A 16,675-nucleotide genomic window follows, 5' to 3' on the forward strand; every position below is an offset into this window, starting at 1 on the left:
GCGCGCCTCCTATTTCGCCACGACCTTGACCTCGAACGTGAGCGACCCGCCGCCCGCGGGCACGACGACGAAGCCCTCGTAGTAGGCGATGCGGAAGTTGAGGTCCACCTTGGGGATGCTCGCGTCATCGAAGAAGCTGTCGAGGTCCGCATCGTCCACCGGTTCGACCCGGACGATGTACGGGCCCGGTGCCAGGCTCGCAATCGTGAATCGGCCCTCGCCGTTCCCCGTGAATCCGCCGACCAGGTTTCCCGTCCGCGGGTTGAAGGCCGCGACGTGCGCGCCGAAGACGCCCTGCCCGTTCTTGGTCACGCGCCCGCTCATGCTGCCGCTCTCCGACGTAAACCCGGTGCGCGGATAGAGTTCCGACAGGCCGGCGATGTCGTCGGCGAACGGCGTCCGATCGGTGATGTTCCCGGGCGAGAACGCGATGGGGAACAGCACCGCGTCGGCGGCGATCACCCGGCGTCCGCCGCCGGACCGCAACTCCGTCTCACCGAGCGCGGAGTGGCCGAGGCCGAACATGTGCCCCGTCTCGTGCAGGATGATCGACTCGAGGTCGAAGGATCCCGCTGAGCCCCCTGCCGCCACCGACCACGGGAACGCCGTGTTGAAGAAGATGTCCGACTCGAGGAGTTCGCCGGTCGTGTCGTCGATGAGGAAGTTGGTCGCGCCGAGCACGCGCTGGAGGTCGGGCCGGCTCATGAAGCCGAGCGTGTTCTGCCCATCGTCGTCGCCCGGGTTGGCCGACGTGAAGCCGGCGAACTGCGCCGACACGCTCGCCGTCGGCACGCTGGCCCAGGTGGCGAAGGCGCGTCCCGCCGCGTCGCGGAAGCCGGCTGCCGACACGCCGGGCGCGCTGCGATCGGTGACGTAGTAACGGACGGGGAGATGGGGCCATTTCAGCTCGACAACCCTCCCACCGACGCTCACGCCGAACGTCTGGTACGCCTCGACCTGCCAGGCGTGTCCGGCGGCCACGAGAAACGAGAGCGCGATGGCCAGTCGTCGGCCGACTGCGCTGAAGCGTCGCATGATCGGTCCTTTCGGTCTACCGGAGTCCCTTGGTCGCCCGCGTCTGCTCCCGCCGTTCCTTCGCGCGTGCCGTTGAGAGGACACCGCGGAGCATGGCGGAGAAGGCGTCGAGCGACTGCGCCGGGCGTGAGGGATCGCCGCGCTGAACGGTGACCGGCCCGGCAGGGTCGGACAGGAGTGCTGAGGGCTTCACGCTCGTCTGGCCCGTGCGGGTGTCCCGCTCGATGCGAAATACGCCTTGCCCGAGGCCGAGGACGTAGGGCAGTGCCGGCGGCTGCGCCCCAAGGAACCACACCGCCTCGTCGCCTTCATGAAACGTCGGCGCGCCCACCATGATGCTGCGGTAGCGCCCCATGAGGCCGCCGGGCACGGTGAAGCTGACTTGACTGCCCACTGGCCCCTTGAACGTCTCGTCCACCGCCACCGTCACGATGGTGACAACGCGACGACGGCCGTCAGCCCAGTCCGTGCGCACAGCCACCACGCGGCCTCGAACGACGACCGCCGCGCCGCGAGCGAGATCGCCGAGATCGCCGGAGATCAGAACGGTGGCAGACACGGCGGGTGAGAGCGCGAGGCACAGGGCACCGATGCCAATCGCGAAGAGGAATCGCATCTTTCACTTATACCATTTTCCCTTTTGCGCGCCGTGACATCGATCTGCGGGGGGCTTGTCCGAGGGGCCGCAGGCACCTGGCCCGAAGACCGCTTGAGCACTACGAATTACTTCGTATAACCTGCAGGAGTGCTGACCACTCCTCCCCGCCCCACCGATGCCGAGCTGGCCATCCTGCGTGTCCTCTGGGCCCGCGGCCCGAGCACCGTCCGGCAGGCGGTGGACGTCCTCCGGCGCGATCGGCCGACCGGCTATACGACCGTGCTGAAGCTCTTGCAGATCATGTTGGAGAAGGGGCTCGTCGTTCGCGACGAGTCGGACCGGACGCACGTCTACCGCGCGAAGCTCTCCGAGGAACAGACGCAACGTCAGCTGGTGCGCGATCTGCTCGACCGGGCGTTCGACGGATCGGTGGTCAGGCTGGTGACACAGGCCCTCGGCGCGCGCCGCCCGAGCCGAGAAGAACTAGTCGAGATCCGACGACTCGTGGACGAGCGGCTGAAGGAGATGCCGTAGGACGGCCGGACGGGACCCTCGAACACAGAGCCCACAGAGCTCGCAGAGGGACGGTCCTGGGCGTGTCTCGGCGTGGTCTGTGTCGGACATCCTGCGTGCCGGCCTCTCGGTGGCTACCGCCGCCGGGCGGTCTCGAGCACGATTTCCGCGGCGCGTCGCGTGGCGCCCGAGCCGCCGAGTCTCTCCTTCACTTCCCGGAGGCTGGCGACCGTGCGCTCGCGCAGCGCGCGATCCGTCAGCAGCCGGACCGTCTCGGCCGCGACGGCCTCGGCCGTGAAGCCGTCCTGGATCAACTCGGGCGCGACCCGCTCGCCCGCCACCAGGTTCACCATCGCGAACGTGTCCACGTGCACGAGCCGCCTGCCGATGGCGTACGAGAGCGGCGCCACCCGATAGACCACCACCATCGGACATTCGTGGATGGCCGCCTGGACGGTGGCCGTACCCGAGGCCGTGATCGCCACATCGGAGGCAGCCAGCACGTCGTCTGTCCCTGCCTCGACCACCGCCACCGGCCACGCGCTGGCCGACAAGGTCGAGAACAGGTCGTTCGGCAGCCCCGGTGCGCGCGCGAGGACGAACTGCGCGTGCGGCACGCGCGCGGCGATCAGGGGCAATGACTCGACCAGCGTGCCGAGGATCTCGCGGACCTCGTTCGGCCGGCTTCCGGGAAGCAGGGCTACCACTGGCGCATCGGGAAGCAGGTGGTGGGCCTCGAGGAACGCGCGGCGGTCCGTTGTCGCGCGCGCCAGGTCGACGAGCGGGTGGCCGACGAATGTCGCCGGCGTTCCAGCCTTGCGGTAGATCTCGGGTTCGAACGGAAAGATCACCAGGATGCGGTCGGCAATTCGCCGCAGCGTCTTCATTCGCCCGCTGCGCCACGCCCACAACTGCGGCGGGATGTAGTAGACGATTGGAATGCCGAGGTCTCGGATCGCGGCCGCCAGCCGGAAGTTGAAATCAGGGAAGTCGATGGCGACGAGCGCATCGGGGCGTTCGTCGCGGGCTGTCCGCACGAGGCGTCGGTACATCGCCCACGATCGGGGCAGCACGCGGATGGCTTCGACCAGTCCCGTCACGGTCAGTCCGTGATAGTCCCCGACCAGCTCCGCGCCAGCCGCACGCAGGCACTCACCGCCAAAGCCGACGACGCGGACGCCGGGATTGAGCGCCCGCAGTGCCGAGGTCAGCGCCCCCGCGTACAAGTCGCCGGACGGTTCTCCGCACGAGATGAGCACAGTCGGTGCGTCGGAGCGGGTCGGCATCTACTTCGGCCTGGAAACGGAGGTCATCGGTGGCGCCAGATCCTTCTTCTTGAAGTCGGCCGTCGTCAAGTCCAGGTCCGCGAGCCGGACCACTTCCACTTTCGAAAACCCGACACGCCTGAGCTGGTCGAGAAAGACCGAGGCGTTGCCGACCAGCACGATCGAGAGTCGATCCGGCTTCAGGTACTTCAACGTGGCCCGGGCGATGTCGTCCACCGACACGGCATTCACGCGCTGTCGATACGTCTGCAGTTCCTCGATCGGGAGATCGTAGAAGAGGACGTTCAGGATGTGGGTGGCGATCTCGTCCGGCGTCTCGATGGTCAGCGGAAAGGCCCCGGTCAGATACGCCTTCGCGTCGGCCAACTCCTGCTCGCCGACGCGCTCGCGCCGGAGCGTCGAGAACTCGTCGACCATCAGGCGCAACACCTCCCCGGTGGTCTCGGATCGCGTGTTCGTCTGCGCCATGAACTCGCCGCTCCGCTTCAGCGTCTCGGCATCGGCGGACGCGCCGTAGGTCAGCCCGCGCTCGGTGCGGAGCACCCGGTGCAGCCGATTCGCCCCGTCCCCCCCGAGGATCTTGAGCGCGAGATCCACCGCCATGTAGTCGCCGGTCCTGCGCGGAATCCCGATCTGTCCCATGCGAATTTCGGTCTGCACGGCGTCGGGTTTGTCGATCACGACGACGCGCCGGGTCGGTTCCGGCGGGTCGGCCGGCAGGATGTCCGGCACGTCGGCCCGAGGCCAGTCGCCGAACGCCTTGGCCACCGCGGCCATCCCCTCGTCCACGGTCAGGTCTCCGACGACCGCGAGGATGCAGTTGTTCGGCGCGTAGTACCTGTGGTGAAAGGCGATGAGATCGTCGCGCGTGATCCTCGCCAGTGACTCCGGTGTGCCGCTCCCCGGGAAGCCGTACGGATGGAAGCCGAAGACGAGCCGATCGAACACGGCGTTGGCGACGTACTCCGGATCCTGGTACCTCACCTGCAGCGCGGAGGCCGTCTGCTGCCGCTGGCGCTCGAGTTCCTGCGGCGCGAACGCGGGGTTGCGCACGACATCGGAAAGCAGCTCCATCGCCAGCGAGAGGCTGTCCTTCATCACGACGGCGTGAACGACCGACAGGTCGCGCCCGGCGCCGGTCCCGAGTTCTCCGCCCACCGAGTCGATCGCGTCGGCCACCTGCTGTGCGTTCCGCGTCGTCGTTCCCTGGTCGACGAGCGTCGCGGCCATCGAGGCCGTGCCCAGCCTGCCCGGCGGGTCCTGCGCGCCACCAGCCCGCACGAGCAGGCGCAGGCTGACGGCCGGCTGTTCGTTGTGGACGACGACCACGACCTGCAGACCGTTGGGAAGCGTCCGGAACTCGTAGGGTGGGAACCTGACGTCGCGCGCGGCCAGCGGCCGCGGCGGGCTGCTGGACGGCCACTTCGCGGCCTGCGCCGCCAGCATCGACGGCCACAGGCACGCGCACGACGCGGCGACCAGGGCGGCTCGAACCTTGTGGGTGCTCATGCCTCGCTTCTTGCCCACGACCTACCGCGACACGGACAGAGTCCCGGCCGGCTGACCCGGCAGGATCGTGAGCACCGTCCGGTTCTGCGGCGTGAAGTACGTCCGGGCCACTCGCTGCACATCGCCGGTCGTGGTCTTCATGAAGATGTCGAACTCACCGTCGGCCGTCGCCACGTCCCCGTGGTGGATGACGATGGCGTGCGCCAGTTGCAGCGCCTTCTGCTGGTTGGACTCGCGCCCCACGACGTAGTCGCGCGCGAACTGGTTCTTCGCGCGCTGCAGTTCGTGCTCGGTCACCGGTTCGGTGCGCAACCGGTCCAATTCGGTGATGAGGGCCTGCTCGACCTCGGCAGGCGTGTGCCCGGGCTGCACGATCGCCACGGCGAAGAACAGGTTCGGATCCTCCATGATGTTCCCGCCGCCGAACGCGGTGAGCGCGCACCCCTTCTCGTAGACGAGCGCCCGGTAGATGCGCGAACTCTGGCCGTCGGACAGCAGCTTCGACACGATGTGCAGCGGATACGAGTCCGGGTGGCCGTCGTACGTCACGTGGTAGGCCACGACGACGACCGGCAGCGGCCACCCTTCCTGGAGCGTCACGCGGCGCTCCAGCTTCTGTTCCGGTTCCCTCGGCAGGTCGCGCGGGATCGCGCGATCCGATACCGGCACCGGCTCGAAGTACCGCTTCACCAGCCCGATCGCCTGGCCGGCGTCGAAGTCGCCGACCAGCGCCAGCGTGGCGTTGCCGGGGACATAGTAGGTCCGATAGAAATCGCGAACATCCTCGACCGATGCGGCATCGAGGTCCTTCATGCTGCCGATCGTGGTGTGCTTGTAGGGGTGCACCGAGAACGTCTGATCGTAGACGACCTCGGAAAGGCCGCCGTAGGGCTGGTTGTCGATCCGCATCCGGCGTTCTTCCTCGACGACCCGCCGTTCGCGCCCGAACGTCTCCCGGTCGATGCGCAGCGATGCCATGCGGTCGGCTTCGAGCCACAGGATGAGCGGCAGGTACTGCGACGGAACCGTCTCCCAGAAGACCGTCGCGTCTTCCGTCGTGTAGGCGTTGCTCTGTCCGCCGACGCCCGACACCATCGACGAGTGCTGGTCGGGTTGGACGTTCTTCGACCCCTTGAACATCAGGTGTTCGAACAGATGGGCGAAGCCGGTGCGCCCTGGCCGTTCGTCCTTCGACCCGACGTGATACCAGATCTGGCCGTGCACGATCGGCGTCGAGTGGTCCTCGAGCAGCACGACGGTCAGCCCGTTCGACAGCCTGACCACTTCGTAGTTCAGCTTCGGCGGGCGGACCGCCGCCGACGCTCCGACGGCAGGCGCAAGGAGCAGCCAAGCCGCGCAAGCGGCGACAAGGCCGCGACCGGCAGCGGACATAGCGCGATTATGGCATATCGGGCGGGCGCCCCTGTTTCTGCTCGAGCGCGGCGAGGCGGGACTCGATGTCGGCAAGGGCCCTCTTGAGCTCGGGCAGTCGCCGGAAGACCGCGGAGGCCTTGAGCCAGTCGCGGTTGGGGATCGCCGGATATCCGGACACGAGCGTGCCGGGCTCGACCGAGTTCGGGATACCGGTCTGCGCGGTGGCGGTCACGCGGTCGCCAATCTCGAGGTGGCCGGCGACGCCCACCTGGCCGGCCAGGACCACGTCGTTGCCGATGCTCGCGCTGCCGGCGATGCCGACCTGGGCACAGAGCAGCGTGTTGCGGCCCACGTGGACGCCGTGCGCGACCTGCACGAGATTGTCGATCTTCGCGCCGGCCCCGATGCGGGTCTCCCCGATCGCCGGCCGATCGATCGTCGTGTTCGCGCCGATCTCGACGTCGTCTTCGATCACGACGCGGCCGGGCTGAGGGATCTTCTCGTACGTCCCGTCCTCACGCTTGGCGAACCCGAAGCCGTCGCTGCCGATGACCGCACCATCCTGGACGACCACGCGACGGCCGATGCGGCACCCTTCGCGGACCGTGACCCGCGAGTGAATGCGACAGCCGTCGCCGATCGTCACACCCCGCCCAATCGCCACGTGCGGGCCAATCACCACACCGTTCCCGATCGACACGTCGTCGTCGATGGAGACGAACGCCGCAATCGACACGCGTTCGCCCAGTCGGACGGTCCGCGCGAGGACGGCCCGCTCGTGCACTCCGGGCGGCGGCACCACCTCGGGCGTGAAGACCCCGACAGCGCGCGCGAACGTTAGGTAGGGATTCGGCGACCGCAGCGTCGCACAGGGCGCAGCCGGCGCGTTCTCGGCGAGGATCACCGCCGAGGCGCGCGTCGAGGCGAGCGCTGCCGCGTAGCGCACGTTCGTGAGGAAGGTCAGGTCGCCCGGCCCGGCCTGTTCAATGGGGGCCAGCCGCTCGACAACCGTCTCGCCATCCCCATCGAGACGGCATCCGAGGCGCTCCGCAAGGTCGCTGAGTTTCAAGGTGCGGGCGAGTATATCACGCCGGATCGACGGTGGTCCGCTCGACGAATCGGGCCAGTTTCGACAAGCCCAGTTCGCGGGCGATCGCCTGCACGCGCTCGGCGCGATCGGCCGGCGGGAGGCCCTCAGTCGCGCACAGCCCGGCGAGCAGCGAACTCGGTTCCAGTTTCCACGCGACCGCCCGCAGACCATGGTGGGCACCTCTCCACGCGAGGAAGTGGCCCACGACGCGGAACGTGAAGTAGTAGCCTGGCAGGTTCGGACCCGGCAGTGGCGTCAGCAGGAGCGAGAACAGGAGGGCGATCGTATCGACGCCCAGCCACCATCGATGCCGATCGGCGTCGCTGCGGAGATTCAGGTGAATCAGGGCGTGCGCCCGCCCTTCCTCGATCGAGGTCGGAAAGAACGCGCGGACCGACTCGCGGCCCTGCAGCCGCCACAGCAGCCGCTGTTCGGCAATCTTCTCGGCGACCCAGCCGATCACTCGGACCCGCATCCGCCCCGTCCAACCCTCGGGGGGCGGCGCCGGATCGTCGCCGCGCGTCCGGTGGTCGTGCTCGCGCTCCACCGCTTCCACGACCGACCTGAACGTGTCGAGCAGGCGCCGCCAGACACCGGACGGCTGAGCGAGCGTCGGCGCCACTGGTTCGTTGGCAGACTCGCAGTACAGCTCGTACCGCGCGCGGCCGACAGGAACCAGGTAGACGTCCATGATTGGTACGATACCATCTCCCGGCCGGGCGCTGGACCGGAGCCGAGTGGCACAGGCGTCTCGTTCGTGCAGGCGGGCGTCCCTGCCCGCGCTATCATGAAGACGACGTGGACAACATCACCCACTCGCTGTTCGCGCTGACGCTGGCGAACGCCGGGCTCCGGCGGACGGGGCGCGGCAGCGTCGCGACGCTGGTCATCGCCTCCAACATCCCGGACATCGAGATCCTCACAACGGTGACGGGTGGGCGCGTGGCCTATCTCGCCGCTCACCGCGGTCCGACGCACGGACTCCTCGGGCTCGCGCTGGCTGTCGCGACGGCTGCTGTCGTGTGGGGCGTGCAGCGGTGGCGCGGCCAGCCGCGCGACGATACGGCGTCGTTCCTGTCGCTGACCGGCATCGCGGCGATTGGCGTGCTGGGGCACATTGCAATGGATTTCTGCACGTCCTACGGCACGCGGATCTTCAGTCCGTTCGTGAACGCGTGGTTTGGCGTCGATTGGCTCCCGATCTTCGACATCTTCCTGCTGCTCATCCTCGGCTCGGGTCTGGTGGCATCCTACGTGCGACCCCAGGCTCGCGCCCGCATTGCGGCCGTGGTGCTGCTGCTCGCGGCCGGCCACTACGCGTTCCGCGCCGCGCTCCATGTCGCCGCGCTCCAGGAGGCGCAGGCCCGGCAGAACGCGGCGTTCGGCGCAGTCGCGTCGAACGGTCTTCCCCGAACGGTGTTCAGCTACCTGAATCGCGCGCAGCCATCGGCACTCCCCGCCGCGCTTCCCACGCCGTTCTCTCCGTTCCGCTGGCGGCTCATCACGCGCGCCCCGGGCAGGTACGTCGTGAGCGAGGTGAATCTGCTCGCCGGGCGAACACGGCACGGCGGGGGCGGCGTGATGCCCACGGACGATCCCGACTCGATCTGGTTCCCGGATGAATCGACGCCGATGGTCCATGCGGCGGCCACGGCCCCGCTCGCGCGGGTATTCCTCGATTTCGCCCGCTTTCCAGCGGCAGAAGTCATCCGTCATCGGAACGGCGACGCCACGGTCCATTGGTACGACATCCGTTTTGGGGAGAGGCCCGCATTGCCGGGTGACGGCCGGCGTCACACGAGCCCATTCGGCGTCTGGGTCCGCCTGTCGCCTGCCGGGGCCATGGTCGGCCAGGGATTGGGGCCAGGATAGATGCCGCGGCTCGGTTCGCACATGTCGATCGCCGGTGGCCTGCCGCTCGCCGTGGATCGCGCCCGCCTGCACGGCTGTGACGCGCTGCAGATCTTCTCGAAGTCGTCCAGCCAATGGCGCGCGCGGCCGCTCCCGCCCGACGAGATCGCCGCCTTCCGACTGCGTGTGGCCGTGTCCGGCATCGCTCCCGTCGTGGCACACGCCAGCTACCTGATCAATCTCGCCACGTCCGATCCCCGGTTGCGCGACCGCTCGATCGCGTCGCTCGGCGAGGAGTTGGATCGTGCCGACGTCCTCGGCCTCATGGGCGTGGTCGTCCATCCAGGATGCGCCACGGGTGGACCCGAAGCGGGGGCCGTGCGCCTGGTGGCGCAGGCCGTTGGCGAGGTGCTGCGCGCCCGTCCAGATGGCCGGACGATGGTGCTGCTCGAACATACGGCGGGGCAGGGCACATCGGTCGGCTGGCGATTCGAACAGCTGGCCGCGATGCTCGAGCAGGTGGACGGACATCCGCGCGTCGGCGTCTGCCTCGACACGTGCCATCTGTTCGCGGCCGGCTACGATCTGTCGACGGCGCGTGGGTACGCGAGCACGTTCGAGGGCTTCGAGCGCCTCGTGGGCCTCGATCGACTGCGGGCGATCCACGTGAACGATTCGAAGAAACCGCTGGGAAGCCGCGTCGACCGCCACGACCACATCGGGCACGGGCTCATCGGACTCGACGCGTTCCGGCGGCTGCTCGGTGATCAGCGGTTCGACGACCTGCCAATGCTGCTGGAGACGCCGAAGACGGAGGGGCGGCGGGCGACGAGCGTCGAACTCGATCCGCTGGACGTCGCGAACCTGAAGACGCTGCGCGCCCTCATTCCGAGAACACCTCGGCCTGGAAGCGCGAAACGCGCGCACCGGACTTCCACGCATCGGGCCTGAGTCCGGCCTTCAGACACGTGTGCGCCAGGAACGTGTCGCGGTTCCAGCGGTGCTCGGTGGCAACCTGCGGCAGGAGCAGGCCTCGGCGGAATCCTTCCTCAATGACCAGGCCGTCCCGCCCGACCTCGATCTCCGACACGTCCGTCACGGGCACGATCGGGGTCAGGACCGAGATCTCCAGCGTCAGGTTCTCCATCTCGTCGGCGCCGAGCTGCGGAAAGCGCGGGTCTTCGGTGGCGGCGGCGACCGCGCAGTGGCCAACGACCTCGTCCAGGCGCTTCTCCGATCCCGGATACCCGATGCACCCGCGCAGTTCGCCGTCCGCGTGCAGCGTGACGAACGCCCCTGCGTGCCGGTGGGGCTCGGCGAGCGCGAGCGCGGCGGGCGGCGCCGACCCGGTGAGGCGCGCCCCAATGGTCTCGCGCGCGAACCGCAACAACGCCTTCCGCTCCTCCGAGCTCAACATATCGCCTCCGTCGCCTGGACTTGACTAGAAGGTGCCAAGGGCCGCGGCCATGTACCCCACCACCGCACTCTTGTCGCCGGAGACATCCCCCGAGTCGGCGTAGCGCAGGACGCGCGCGGCGCGGGCACCGAGCGCGCGCGCGGCGCGCATGACCGACAGGATGGGACCGCCGCCGCACGCGTGATCCGGTCTCGCGTGGAGCAGGGCGGCAAGGCCGTCGGCATCGAAGCGCGCGACGGCGTCCAGCACGAGGCGGTCGGCGACCTCGGCCGCACCGGCATCCAGGTAGTGCGAGAGATCGCTGCTGGCCACGAGGAGCACCCGCCGTCGTTCCAGTGCGCGTGCCAGCGCCTCCGCGAGCCCGTCAATCGTCGCCGCCGTCTGGTACCCCATCATCAACGGCACGATCGGTGTTGACGGAAGAACGCGCCGCAGGAAGGGCAACTGCATCTCGAGCGAGTGCTCGCGGGCGTGAGAGGCGGCATCGGCGTGGACGACCGGGCTCGCGTGCTGGATCGCCGTCGCGAGGTCGGCCGCGATCTCAGCCGGACCGAGCGGGGTGTCGAAGGCCCCGCTGGGGTAGACGGCCACGCCATCGAAGCCCACGTGGTGCGACGGCCCGATGATCACCGCCGCGTCGAACTCCCCTCCCTCGACCGAGCGATAGGCCCAGGCGGCGACCGGGCCTGAGTACACCAACCCGGCGTGAGGCACCAGGATCGCCTGCACGCTCGCGGATGGCAACACCTCGGTCACGGCGGCCAGGTAGCGGTCCACTTCCCACGTCAACGCGGCGGCCGACCCCGGGTACCAGGATCCGGCGACGGCGGCCCGTCGGAGAGCTCGTGCAGCCATGGTACGAGCATCCTAGCCCCACCTCGCGGCGAAATCCACTGCTCCCCTCGCGCCTTCCCGCCTTGCTGCCTTCCCGCCTCCCCGCCTCGCTGCCGCGCTGCCTTCCCGCCTGGCTGTTTGGTAGTGGTAGCATTTGTCATGGCTGACGCGCTGTCCCAGGCTGACGTCGAACGCATCGCGGCGCTCGCACGGCTGGCTCTGACCGAAGACGAGAAGATCCTCTACGCGAGGCAACTGACGCGCATCCTCGAGTTCGCCCGCCAGATCGCGGACCTCGATACCCGGGACATCCCACCCACGGCATCCGTGCTCGAACAGGAATCGCTCGAACGCGCCGACTGCGAGCGCCCGTCACTGCCACGCAACGACGCGCTCGCCAATGCCCCGGATGCCGCCGCGGGGCTGTTCCGCGTCCCGCGTGTTCTCGGAGACGGCGCATGACGGTCTGGACCGCCCGGGAGATGCGGGAGGCAACCATTCGCGGCGAGATGTCCGCGACCGAGATGTGCCGCGAATCCCTCGAGCGGATCGAGCGGCTCGACGCGCGCCTGCACGCGTTCACCACGCTCGACGCCGACGGAGCACTGGCACGGGCCGCGGAACTCGACCGCCGACCGCTCGCGGAGCGCGTCGTGCCCCTGGCGGGAGTGCCGGTCGCGGTGAAGGACAACCTGTGCACGCGTGGCCTCCGCACCACCGCCGGCTCGCGCATGCTCGAGCACTTCCATCCTCCGTACGATGCCACCGTCGTCGCGCGTCTCACTGCCGCGGGCGCGGTGGTCGTCGGCAAGACGAACTGCGACGAGTTCGCGATGGGATCGTCGACCGAACATTCGGCGTTCGGACCGTCGCGGAATCCGTGGGCGCTCGACCGCGCGCCTGGCGGCTCGAGCGGCGGCTCGGCCGTTGCGGTGGCGGCGAACCTCGTGCCGCTCGCGCTCGGTTCGGACACCGGCGGCTCCATCCGGCAGCCTGCAGCGTTTTGCGGCGTGCTCGGCCTGAAGCCGACGTACGGCAGGGTGTCTCGCTACGGTCTCATCGCCTTCGCATCCTCGCTCGACCAGGTGGGCCCGTTTGCGCGGACCGCCCACGACGCCGCCCTCGTGCTGAACGTGATCGCGGGAGTCGACCCGTACGACGCCACCTGTTCGGTCCGGCCCGTACCCGATTTCACGGCATCGTTGACAGGCGATCTGCGCGGCCTGTGCGTGGGCATCCCCCGCGACGTCGTCGGGGAGGGGGTCGACGCGGACGTCATGAGGGCATTCGAGACGGGTATCGACGTGCTGCACGAGCGGGGTGCGCAGGTGGTGGACGTGACACTGCCCCACGCCCGCTACGGCATCCCGGTGTACTACCTGGTCGCCACCGCGGAGGCCAGCGCGAACCTCGCCCGCTTCGACGGCGTCCGGTACGGCTTCAGGGCCGCCGATGCCAGCACCCTCGCGGAGATGTACGAGCGCACCCGCGACCTCGGCTTCGGAGCCGAAGTCAAACGGCGGATCATGCTCGGCACGTATGCGCTCAGTGCCGGCTACTACGATGCCTACTACCTGAAGGCCCAGCAGGTGCGGACGCTCATCCGCCAGGATTTCGACCGCGCGTTCGACCGGGTTGACGTGGTGGCGCTTCCGACGACGCCGACCGCCGCCTTCCGGCTGGGCGAGCACCTGGACGACCCGCTGCAGATGTACCTCGCGGACGTCTTCACGGTCGGAGCGCCGCTGGCGGGTCTCCCGGCTCTCTCCATGCCGTGCGGTTTCACGCAGGCGAAGCTGCCGGTTGGACTCCAGTTGATTGGTCGGATGTTCGATGAGGCGACGCCGCTCAGGACGGCCGACGCGTTCGAGAGGGATACGGATTGGTGGAGGGCCGCCCCCGATTCCCCTCGCTAACGGGGGACCATGGCAACCGGCCGCTTCGCGGCCTTCACGATCAGCCAGATCACGAAGACCAGGGCGGCGAGCGGCAGCAGCGGCACGAGCAGGCCGCCGACAATCGCGATGACGGCGACGAGAAGTCCGATCACGCCCAGGACGGGGACGAGCACCAGGCCGATCAACCCACCCGCCAGCCGCAGCGGAAACAGGGCCACGCCCAGCACCAGCCGCAGCGGGAGCAGCACCAGCATCAGCACGGCTTTGAGGATGAACAGGACCGCGCCAAACACGGCGATCAGGAGGAACGCCGTCATGACGAAGCCGCCGAGTGCGAGCAACCCGATCATCTCAGCCTCCGTGGTGGACGGGCGCCGTGCCCGTTACCAGATCCTACGTTGGGCTGAGGCAGAAGGTTTCAGGATGCCGGCCGGGTGGAGCCGGCCAACTGATCCGCCGGCCCTCGCGGTGCGTCCGGCGGCAGGTAGACGATGGCGCTGCCCACCAGTTCGTCCAGGCTCTTGACCGTCTTGCTGTGGCGCGTCGGCCGGAACTTGGTCCAATCGAACAGGAGGCAGAAGCCAATCATCAGTACGAGCAGGGCGACGGTCACGCCGCCGAGGCCCTGCACCGCGCCGAAGACCACCGTCCAGAGGTCGTTCAGCGTCACTCGTTCTCCCCGACGGCCTCTGCGGCCTCGGCCTTCGTGTTGGGCAGATCCCAGAACACGAGTCCCTGGCGGACTTCCTCCATGGCCACGCGCTCGGCCTTCCGCGGTCCGTCGGGCGGGGGTTCCATCCCCTCGGCCATGGTGGCCAGACGCGGACGCGCGCCCCTTCGCAGTTGTTTCGCGCGCAGTGCCGCGATATCAACGAAGAGGAAGCGGCTTTCAATGGGAGGCGCCTGGCCGACGGAGTGGGTCACGGCATCCTCGGTGGAATTGTCGATTGCTGGTTTCTCTTCTACCACAATCGGTCAGGTTACAAGGAGAGGCACAGGATGTGCAAGACAATTGTCGCGACCGAGGCCCGGCGACGGGCCCTGACGACCCGTCGCCGGCCCCGCCGTCCCTACTCGCTGAGGCTCACCTGGATCTGCCGGGGCTTGGCTTCCTCGCGCATCGGCAGCCGGACCGTCAGCACACCTGCCTTGTAGTCGGCGGACACTTTCCCGCCGTCCACCGTCGGCGGCAGCGAGAACGACCGCATGAACGTGCCGTAAGCGCGTTCGACACGATGGCAGTTGTCCTCCTTCATGTCGCCGTCCATCCGCTTCTCGCCGCTGATGGTCAGCGTGTTGGCGTCGACCGTCAACTGGATGTCTTCCCGCTTCATGTCGGGCAGTTCGGCCTTGATCACGAGTTCGTGGTTGCCGCTGTCGTAGATGTCCACCGGGGGAATCCACGCGCCGCGCCGCATCACATCGTCGGCTCCGCGTTGGCCGTAGAGGCCGCCGAGCATGCGGCCCATGCGATCCTGCATCTCGGACAGTTCACGGAACGGGTCGAATCGAACGATAGCCATGGTCATTCTCCTGTTGCTACATGCTGTCGACAACTTCGCCCTCTCTGACGTCGGCGCCGACAGCGTCCGACCGGGGTTGCTGATGGAGGTTCTGGGCCATCGAATGCGAGGCGTGCTGCAACTGATCGGTGGCACGCGTGATCCGCGGCACATCCTCGCTCGATACGGCCTGCCTGACCTCGTTGATGGCGCTCTCAATCCGCTGCAGGTCCGAAGCGGACAGACGCGCGCGGTTCTCGTTCACCGTCTTCTCCGCCTGGTACGCCAGCGCGTCCGCCTGGTTGCGCGCGTCGATCAGCTCGCGCCGCTTCGTATCCTCGTCGGCGTGCGCCGTTGCGTCGCGGACCAGCCGATCGACCTCGTCCTTGCTCAGGCCGCTCGATGAGGTGATTTGGATCCGCTGCTCCGTGCCGGTCGCCTGGTCCTTCGCCGACACCGACACGATGCCGTTGGCGTCGATGTCGAACGCCACCTCGATCTGCGGGATGCCGCGAGGCGCGGGTGGAAGCCCGGCGAGCTGGAACCGGCCGAGCGTGCGGTTGTCACGGGCCAACGGGCGCTCACCCTGCAGCACGTGGATGTCGACGTTCGCCTGGTTGTCCGTCGCTGTCGAGAACAACTCGCTCTTCCGCGTCGGAATCGTGGTGTTCCGCGGAATGAGCGTGGTCATGACGCCGCCCAGCGTCTCGACGCCGAGCGAGAGCGGCGTGACGTCGAGCAGCACGACATCCTTCACCTCACCCGCGAGGACGCCGCCCTGGATCGCCGCCCCCACCGCCACAACCTCGTCCGGGTTCACGCCCTTGTGCGGCTCCTTGCCGAACCGCTCGCGCACGACCTGCTGGACGCGAGGAATGCGGGTGGACCCACCCACGAGGACGACTTCGTCGACCTTCGAGGCGTCGAGCCCCGCGTCGGCCAGCGCTTGCGTGACCGGCCCGAGCGTCCGCTGAACCAGGTCTTCGATCAACTGCTCGAACTTCGCCCGCGTCAGCTTCATGGCGAGGTGCCTGGGTCCCGACTGATTCGCGGTGACGAACGGCAGGTTGATGTCGGTCTCGGTGACGGTGGACAGTTCGATCTTGGCTTTCTCCGCCGCCTCCTTCAGCCGCTGGAGCGCCATCCGGTCCTTCGACAGATCGATGCCGTCGGTCTTCTTGAACTCCTGCACCATCCAGTCGATCAGCCGCTCGTCCAGGTCGTCGCCGCCGAGGTGCGTGTCGCCATTGGTCGATTTGACCTCGACGACCCCGTCGCCGACCTCGAGAATCGAGATGTCGAACGTGCCGCCGCCGAAGTCGTAGACGGCGATGGTCTCGTCCTTCTTCTTGTCGAGGCCGTAGGCGAGCGCGGCTGCGGTCGGCTCGTTGATGATCCGCTGTACGGTGAGCCCGGCAATCCGCCCCGCGTCCTTGGTGGCCTGCCGCGCTGCGTCGTTGAAGTAGGCCGGCACCGTGACGACCGCGTCGGTGACCTTCTCACCGAGGTGGTCCTCGGCGGCCTGCTTCAGCTTCTGCAGGACCATCGCGGAGATCTCCGGCGGCGAGTACGCCTTTCCACGGACGTCCACGCGCGCGTCGCCGTTCGACGCCGGCGAGACCCGGTACGGCAGACGACGCGCTTCCACGCTCACCTCGTCGAACTTGCGCCCCATGAACCGCTTGATCGAGAACACCGTGTTCTCGGGGTTCGTCACCGCCTGACGCTTGGCGACCTGTCCGACGAGGCGCTCGCCGTCCTTGGCGAT

At 68.4% G+C, this 16,675-nt stretch carries 19 protein-coding genes; 5 read left to right on the forward strand and 14 right to left on the reverse strand.

Annotated elements, in window-relative coordinates; genetic code table 11:
• Positions 1-9: 9 nt before the first annotated feature.
• Positions 10-1,035: a carboxypeptidase regulatory-like domain-containing protein gene (locus VGK32_19715; protein ID HEY3383998.1), complete on the reverse strand. Its 1,026-nt coding sequence runs from the start codon at positions 1,033-1,035 to the stop codon at positions 10-12.
• 16 nt (positions 1,036-1,051) lie between these two features.
• Positions 1,052-1,651, reverse strand: a complete 600-nt coding sequence (locus VGK32_19720; protein ID HEY3383999.1) for a hypothetical protein — start codon at positions 1,649-1,651, stop codon at positions 1,052-1,054.
• 129 nt (positions 1,652-1,780) lie between these two features.
• Between VGK32_19720 and VGK32_19725 the strand changes: the two genes are divergently transcribed.
• On the forward strand, positions 1,781-2,167 hold the full coding sequence (locus VGK32_19725) for a BlaI/MecI/CopY family transcriptional regulator (GenBank protein ID HEY3384000.1): 387 nt from the start codon (positions 1,781-1,783) through the stop codon (positions 2,165-2,167).
• A 113-nt stretch (positions 2,168-2,280) separates the two neighbouring features.
• Here VGK32_19725 and lpxB read toward each other — a convergent pair whose 3' ends face one another.
• Genes lpxB through VGK32_19750 form a run of 5 tightly spaced genes read right to left on the reverse strand, consistent with a single transcriptional unit; the run spans position 2,281 to position 8,096 of the window.
• On the reverse strand, positions 2,281-3,432 hold the full coding sequence (gene lpxB, locus VGK32_19730; protein ID HEY3384001.1) for a lipid-A-disaccharide synthase: 1,152 nt from the start codon (positions 3,430-3,432) through the stop codon (positions 2,281-2,283).
• Complete coding sequence (locus VGK32_19735; GenBank protein ID HEY3384002.1) at positions 3,433-4,941, reverse strand: pitrilysin family protein; 1,509 nt, start codon at positions 4,939-4,941, stop codon at positions 3,433-3,435. It abuts the gene before it with no gap.
• A 21-nt stretch (positions 4,942-4,962) separates the two neighbouring features.
• Positions 4,963-6,333 carry a pitrilysin family protein gene (locus tag VGK32_19740; protein ID HEY3384003.1) on the reverse strand — a complete coding sequence of 457 codons (1,371 nt, stop codon included), beginning with the start codon at positions 6,331-6,333 and terminating at the stop codon, positions 4,963-4,965.
• A 7-nt stretch (positions 6,334-6,340) separates the two neighbouring features.
• Positions 6,341-7,384 (reverse strand): UDP-3-O-(3-hydroxymyristoyl)glucosamine N-acyltransferase, encoded by a 1,044-nt coding sequence (gene lpxD / locus VGK32_19745; GenBank protein ID HEY3384004.1) that lies wholly within the window; start codon positions 7,382-7,384, stop codon positions 6,341-6,343.
• Positions 7,385-7,400: 16 nt separating this feature from the next.
• Positions 7,401-8,096: a hypothetical protein gene (locus VGK32_19750; protein ID HEY3384005.1), complete on the reverse strand. Its 696-nt coding sequence runs from the start codon at positions 8,094-8,096 to the stop codon at positions 7,401-7,403.
• A gap of 107 nt (positions 8,097-8,203) precedes the next feature.
• On the opposite strand from VGK32_19750, the gene VGK32_19755 reads away from it, so the two are divergent.
• Together VGK32_19755 and VGK32_19760 are read left to right on the forward strand one after the other, a co-directional pair.
• The gene (locus VGK32_19755; GenBank protein HEY3384006.1) at positions 8,204-9,277 is read left to right on the forward strand and encodes a metal-dependent hydrolase; all 1,074 of its coding nucleotides are present in this window, start codon (positions 8,204-8,206) and stop codon (positions 9,275-9,277) included.
• On the forward strand, positions 9,278-10,207 hold the full coding sequence (locus VGK32_19760) for a deoxyribonuclease IV (GenBank protein HEY3384007.1): 930 nt from the start codon (positions 9,278-9,280) through the stop codon (positions 10,205-10,207). It begins immediately after the preceding gene.
• On the opposite strand, the gene amrA is transcribed toward VGK32_19760, so the two are convergent.
• Both amrA and amrB read right to left on the reverse strand, forming a co-directional pair.
• Positions 10,140-10,673, reverse strand: coding sequence for an AmmeMemoRadiSam system protein A (amrA, locus tag VGK32_19765; GenBank protein HEY3384008.1), 534 nt, complete (start codon positions 10,671-10,673; stop codon positions 10,140-10,142). The two genes, VGK32_19760 and amrA, sit on opposite strands and share 68 nt — an antisense overlap.
• Before the next feature lie 24 nt (positions 10,674-10,697).
• Positions 10,698-11,528, reverse strand: a complete 831-nt coding sequence (gene amrB, locus VGK32_19770) for an AmmeMemoRadiSam system protein B (protein ID HEY3384009.1) — start codon at positions 11,526-11,528, stop codon at positions 10,698-10,700.
• 138 nt (positions 11,529-11,666) lie between these two features.
• Here amrB and gatC point away from each other — a divergent pair, with 138 nt between their 5' ends.
• Positions 11,667-11,969, forward strand: coding sequence for an Asp-tRNA(Asn)/Glu-tRNA(Gln) amidotransferase subunit GatC (gatC, locus tag VGK32_19775; GenBank protein HEY3384010.1), 303 nt, complete (start codon positions 11,667-11,669; stop codon positions 11,967-11,969).
• On the forward strand, positions 11,966-13,423 hold the full coding sequence (gatA, locus tag VGK32_19780; protein ID HEY3384011.1) for an Asp-tRNA(Asn)/Glu-tRNA(Gln) amidotransferase subunit GatA: 1,458 nt from the start codon (positions 11,966-11,968) through the stop codon (positions 13,421-13,423). Before gatC ends, gatA begins: the two co-directional genes overlap by 4 nt.
• On the opposite strand, the gene VGK32_19785 is transcribed toward gatA, so the two are convergent.
• The 5 genes from VGK32_19785 to dnaK form a co-directional block, all read right to left on the reverse strand.
• Positions 13,420-13,755, reverse strand: a complete 336-nt coding sequence (locus tag VGK32_19785; GenBank protein HEY3384012.1) for a hypothetical protein — start codon at positions 13,753-13,755, stop codon at positions 13,420-13,422. The genes gatA and VGK32_19785 overlap by 4 nt on opposite strands.
• Before the next feature lie 68 nt (positions 13,756-13,823).
• The gene (locus VGK32_19790; GenBank protein ID HEY3384013.1) at positions 13,824-14,075 is read right to left on the reverse strand and encodes a hypothetical protein; all 252 of its coding nucleotides are present in this window, start codon (positions 14,073-14,075) and stop codon (positions 13,824-13,826) included.
• Positions 14,072-14,329 (reverse strand): DNA-directed RNA polymerase subunit omega, encoded by a 258-nt coding sequence (locus tag VGK32_19795; GenBank protein ID HEY3384014.1) that lies wholly within the window; start codon positions 14,327-14,329, stop codon positions 14,072-14,074. Before VGK32_19795 ends, VGK32_19790 begins: the two co-directional genes overlap by 4 nt.
• A 146-nt stretch (positions 14,330-14,475) precedes the next feature.
• Positions 14,476-14,928, reverse strand: coding sequence for an Hsp20/alpha crystallin family protein (locus tag VGK32_19800; protein ID HEY3384015.1), 453 nt, complete (start codon positions 14,926-14,928; stop codon positions 14,476-14,478).
• A 16-nt stretch (positions 14,929-14,944) separates the two neighbouring features.
• A partial coding sequence (gene dnaK, locus VGK32_19805; GenBank protein HEY3384016.1) for a molecular chaperone DnaK occupies positions 14,945-16,675 on the reverse strand: 1,731 nt, incomplete at its 5' end.

Source organism: Vicinamibacterales bacterium, from assembly GCA_036504215.1.
In the GTDB taxonomy this organism is placed as follows: domain Bacteria; phylum Acidobacteriota; class Vicinamibacteria; order Vicinamibacterales; family Fen-181; genus FEN-299.

Excerpts from the sequence above, each read along its gene's own strand:
- VGK32_19740 (HEY3384003.1), bottom strand. The coding sequence starts at position 6,333 with ATGTCCGCTGCCGGTCGCGGCCTTGTCGCCGCTTGCGCGGCTTGGCTG.
- gatC (HEY3384010.1), top strand. The coding sequence starts at position 11,667 with ATGGCTGACGCGCTGTCCCAGGCTGACGTCGAACGCATCGCGGCGCTC.
- amrB (HEY3384009.1), bottom strand. The coding sequence starts at position 11,528 with ATGGCTGCACGAGCTCTCCGACGGGCCGCCGTCGCCGGATCCTGGTAC.
- VGK32_19715 (HEY3383998.1), bottom strand. The coding sequence starts at position 1,035 with ATGCGACGCTTCAGCGCAGTCGGCCGACGACTGGCCATCGCGCTCTCG.
- amrA (HEY3384008.1), bottom strand. The coding sequence starts at position 10,673 with ATGTTGAGCTCGGAGGAGCGGAAGGCGTTGTTGCGGTTCGCGCGCGAG.
- gatA (HEY3384011.1), top strand. The coding sequence starts at position 11,966 with ATGACGGTCTGGACCGCCCGGGAGATGCGGGAGGCAACCATTCGCGGC.
- VGK32_19750 (HEY3384005.1), bottom strand. The coding sequence starts at position 8,096 with ATGGACGTCTACCTGGTTCCTGTCGGCCGCGCGCGGTACGAGCTGTAC.
- VGK32_19735 (HEY3384002.1), bottom strand. The coding sequence starts at position 4,941 with ATGAGCACCCACAAGGTTCGAGCCGCCCTGGTCGCCGCGTCGTGCGCG.
- VGK32_19785 (HEY3384012.1), bottom strand. The coding sequence starts at position 13,755 with ATGATCGGGTTGCTCGCACTCGGCGGCTTCGTCATGACGGCGTTCCTC.
- lpxB (HEY3384001.1), bottom strand. The coding sequence starts at position 3,432 with ATGCCGACCCGCTCCGACGCACCGACTGTGCTCATCTCGTGCGGAGAA.
- VGK32_19760 (HEY3384007.1), top strand. The coding sequence starts at position 9,278 with ATGCCGCGGCTCGGTTCGCACATGTCGATCGCCGGTGGCCTGCCGCTC.
- VGK32_19800 (HEY3384015.1), bottom strand. The coding sequence starts at position 14,928 with ATGGCTATCGTTCGATTCGACCCGTTCCGTGAACTGTCCGAGATGCAG.
- VGK32_19720 (HEY3383999.1), bottom strand. The coding sequence starts at position 1,651 with ATGCGATTCCTCTTCGCGATTGGCATCGGTGCCCTGTGCCTCGCGCTC.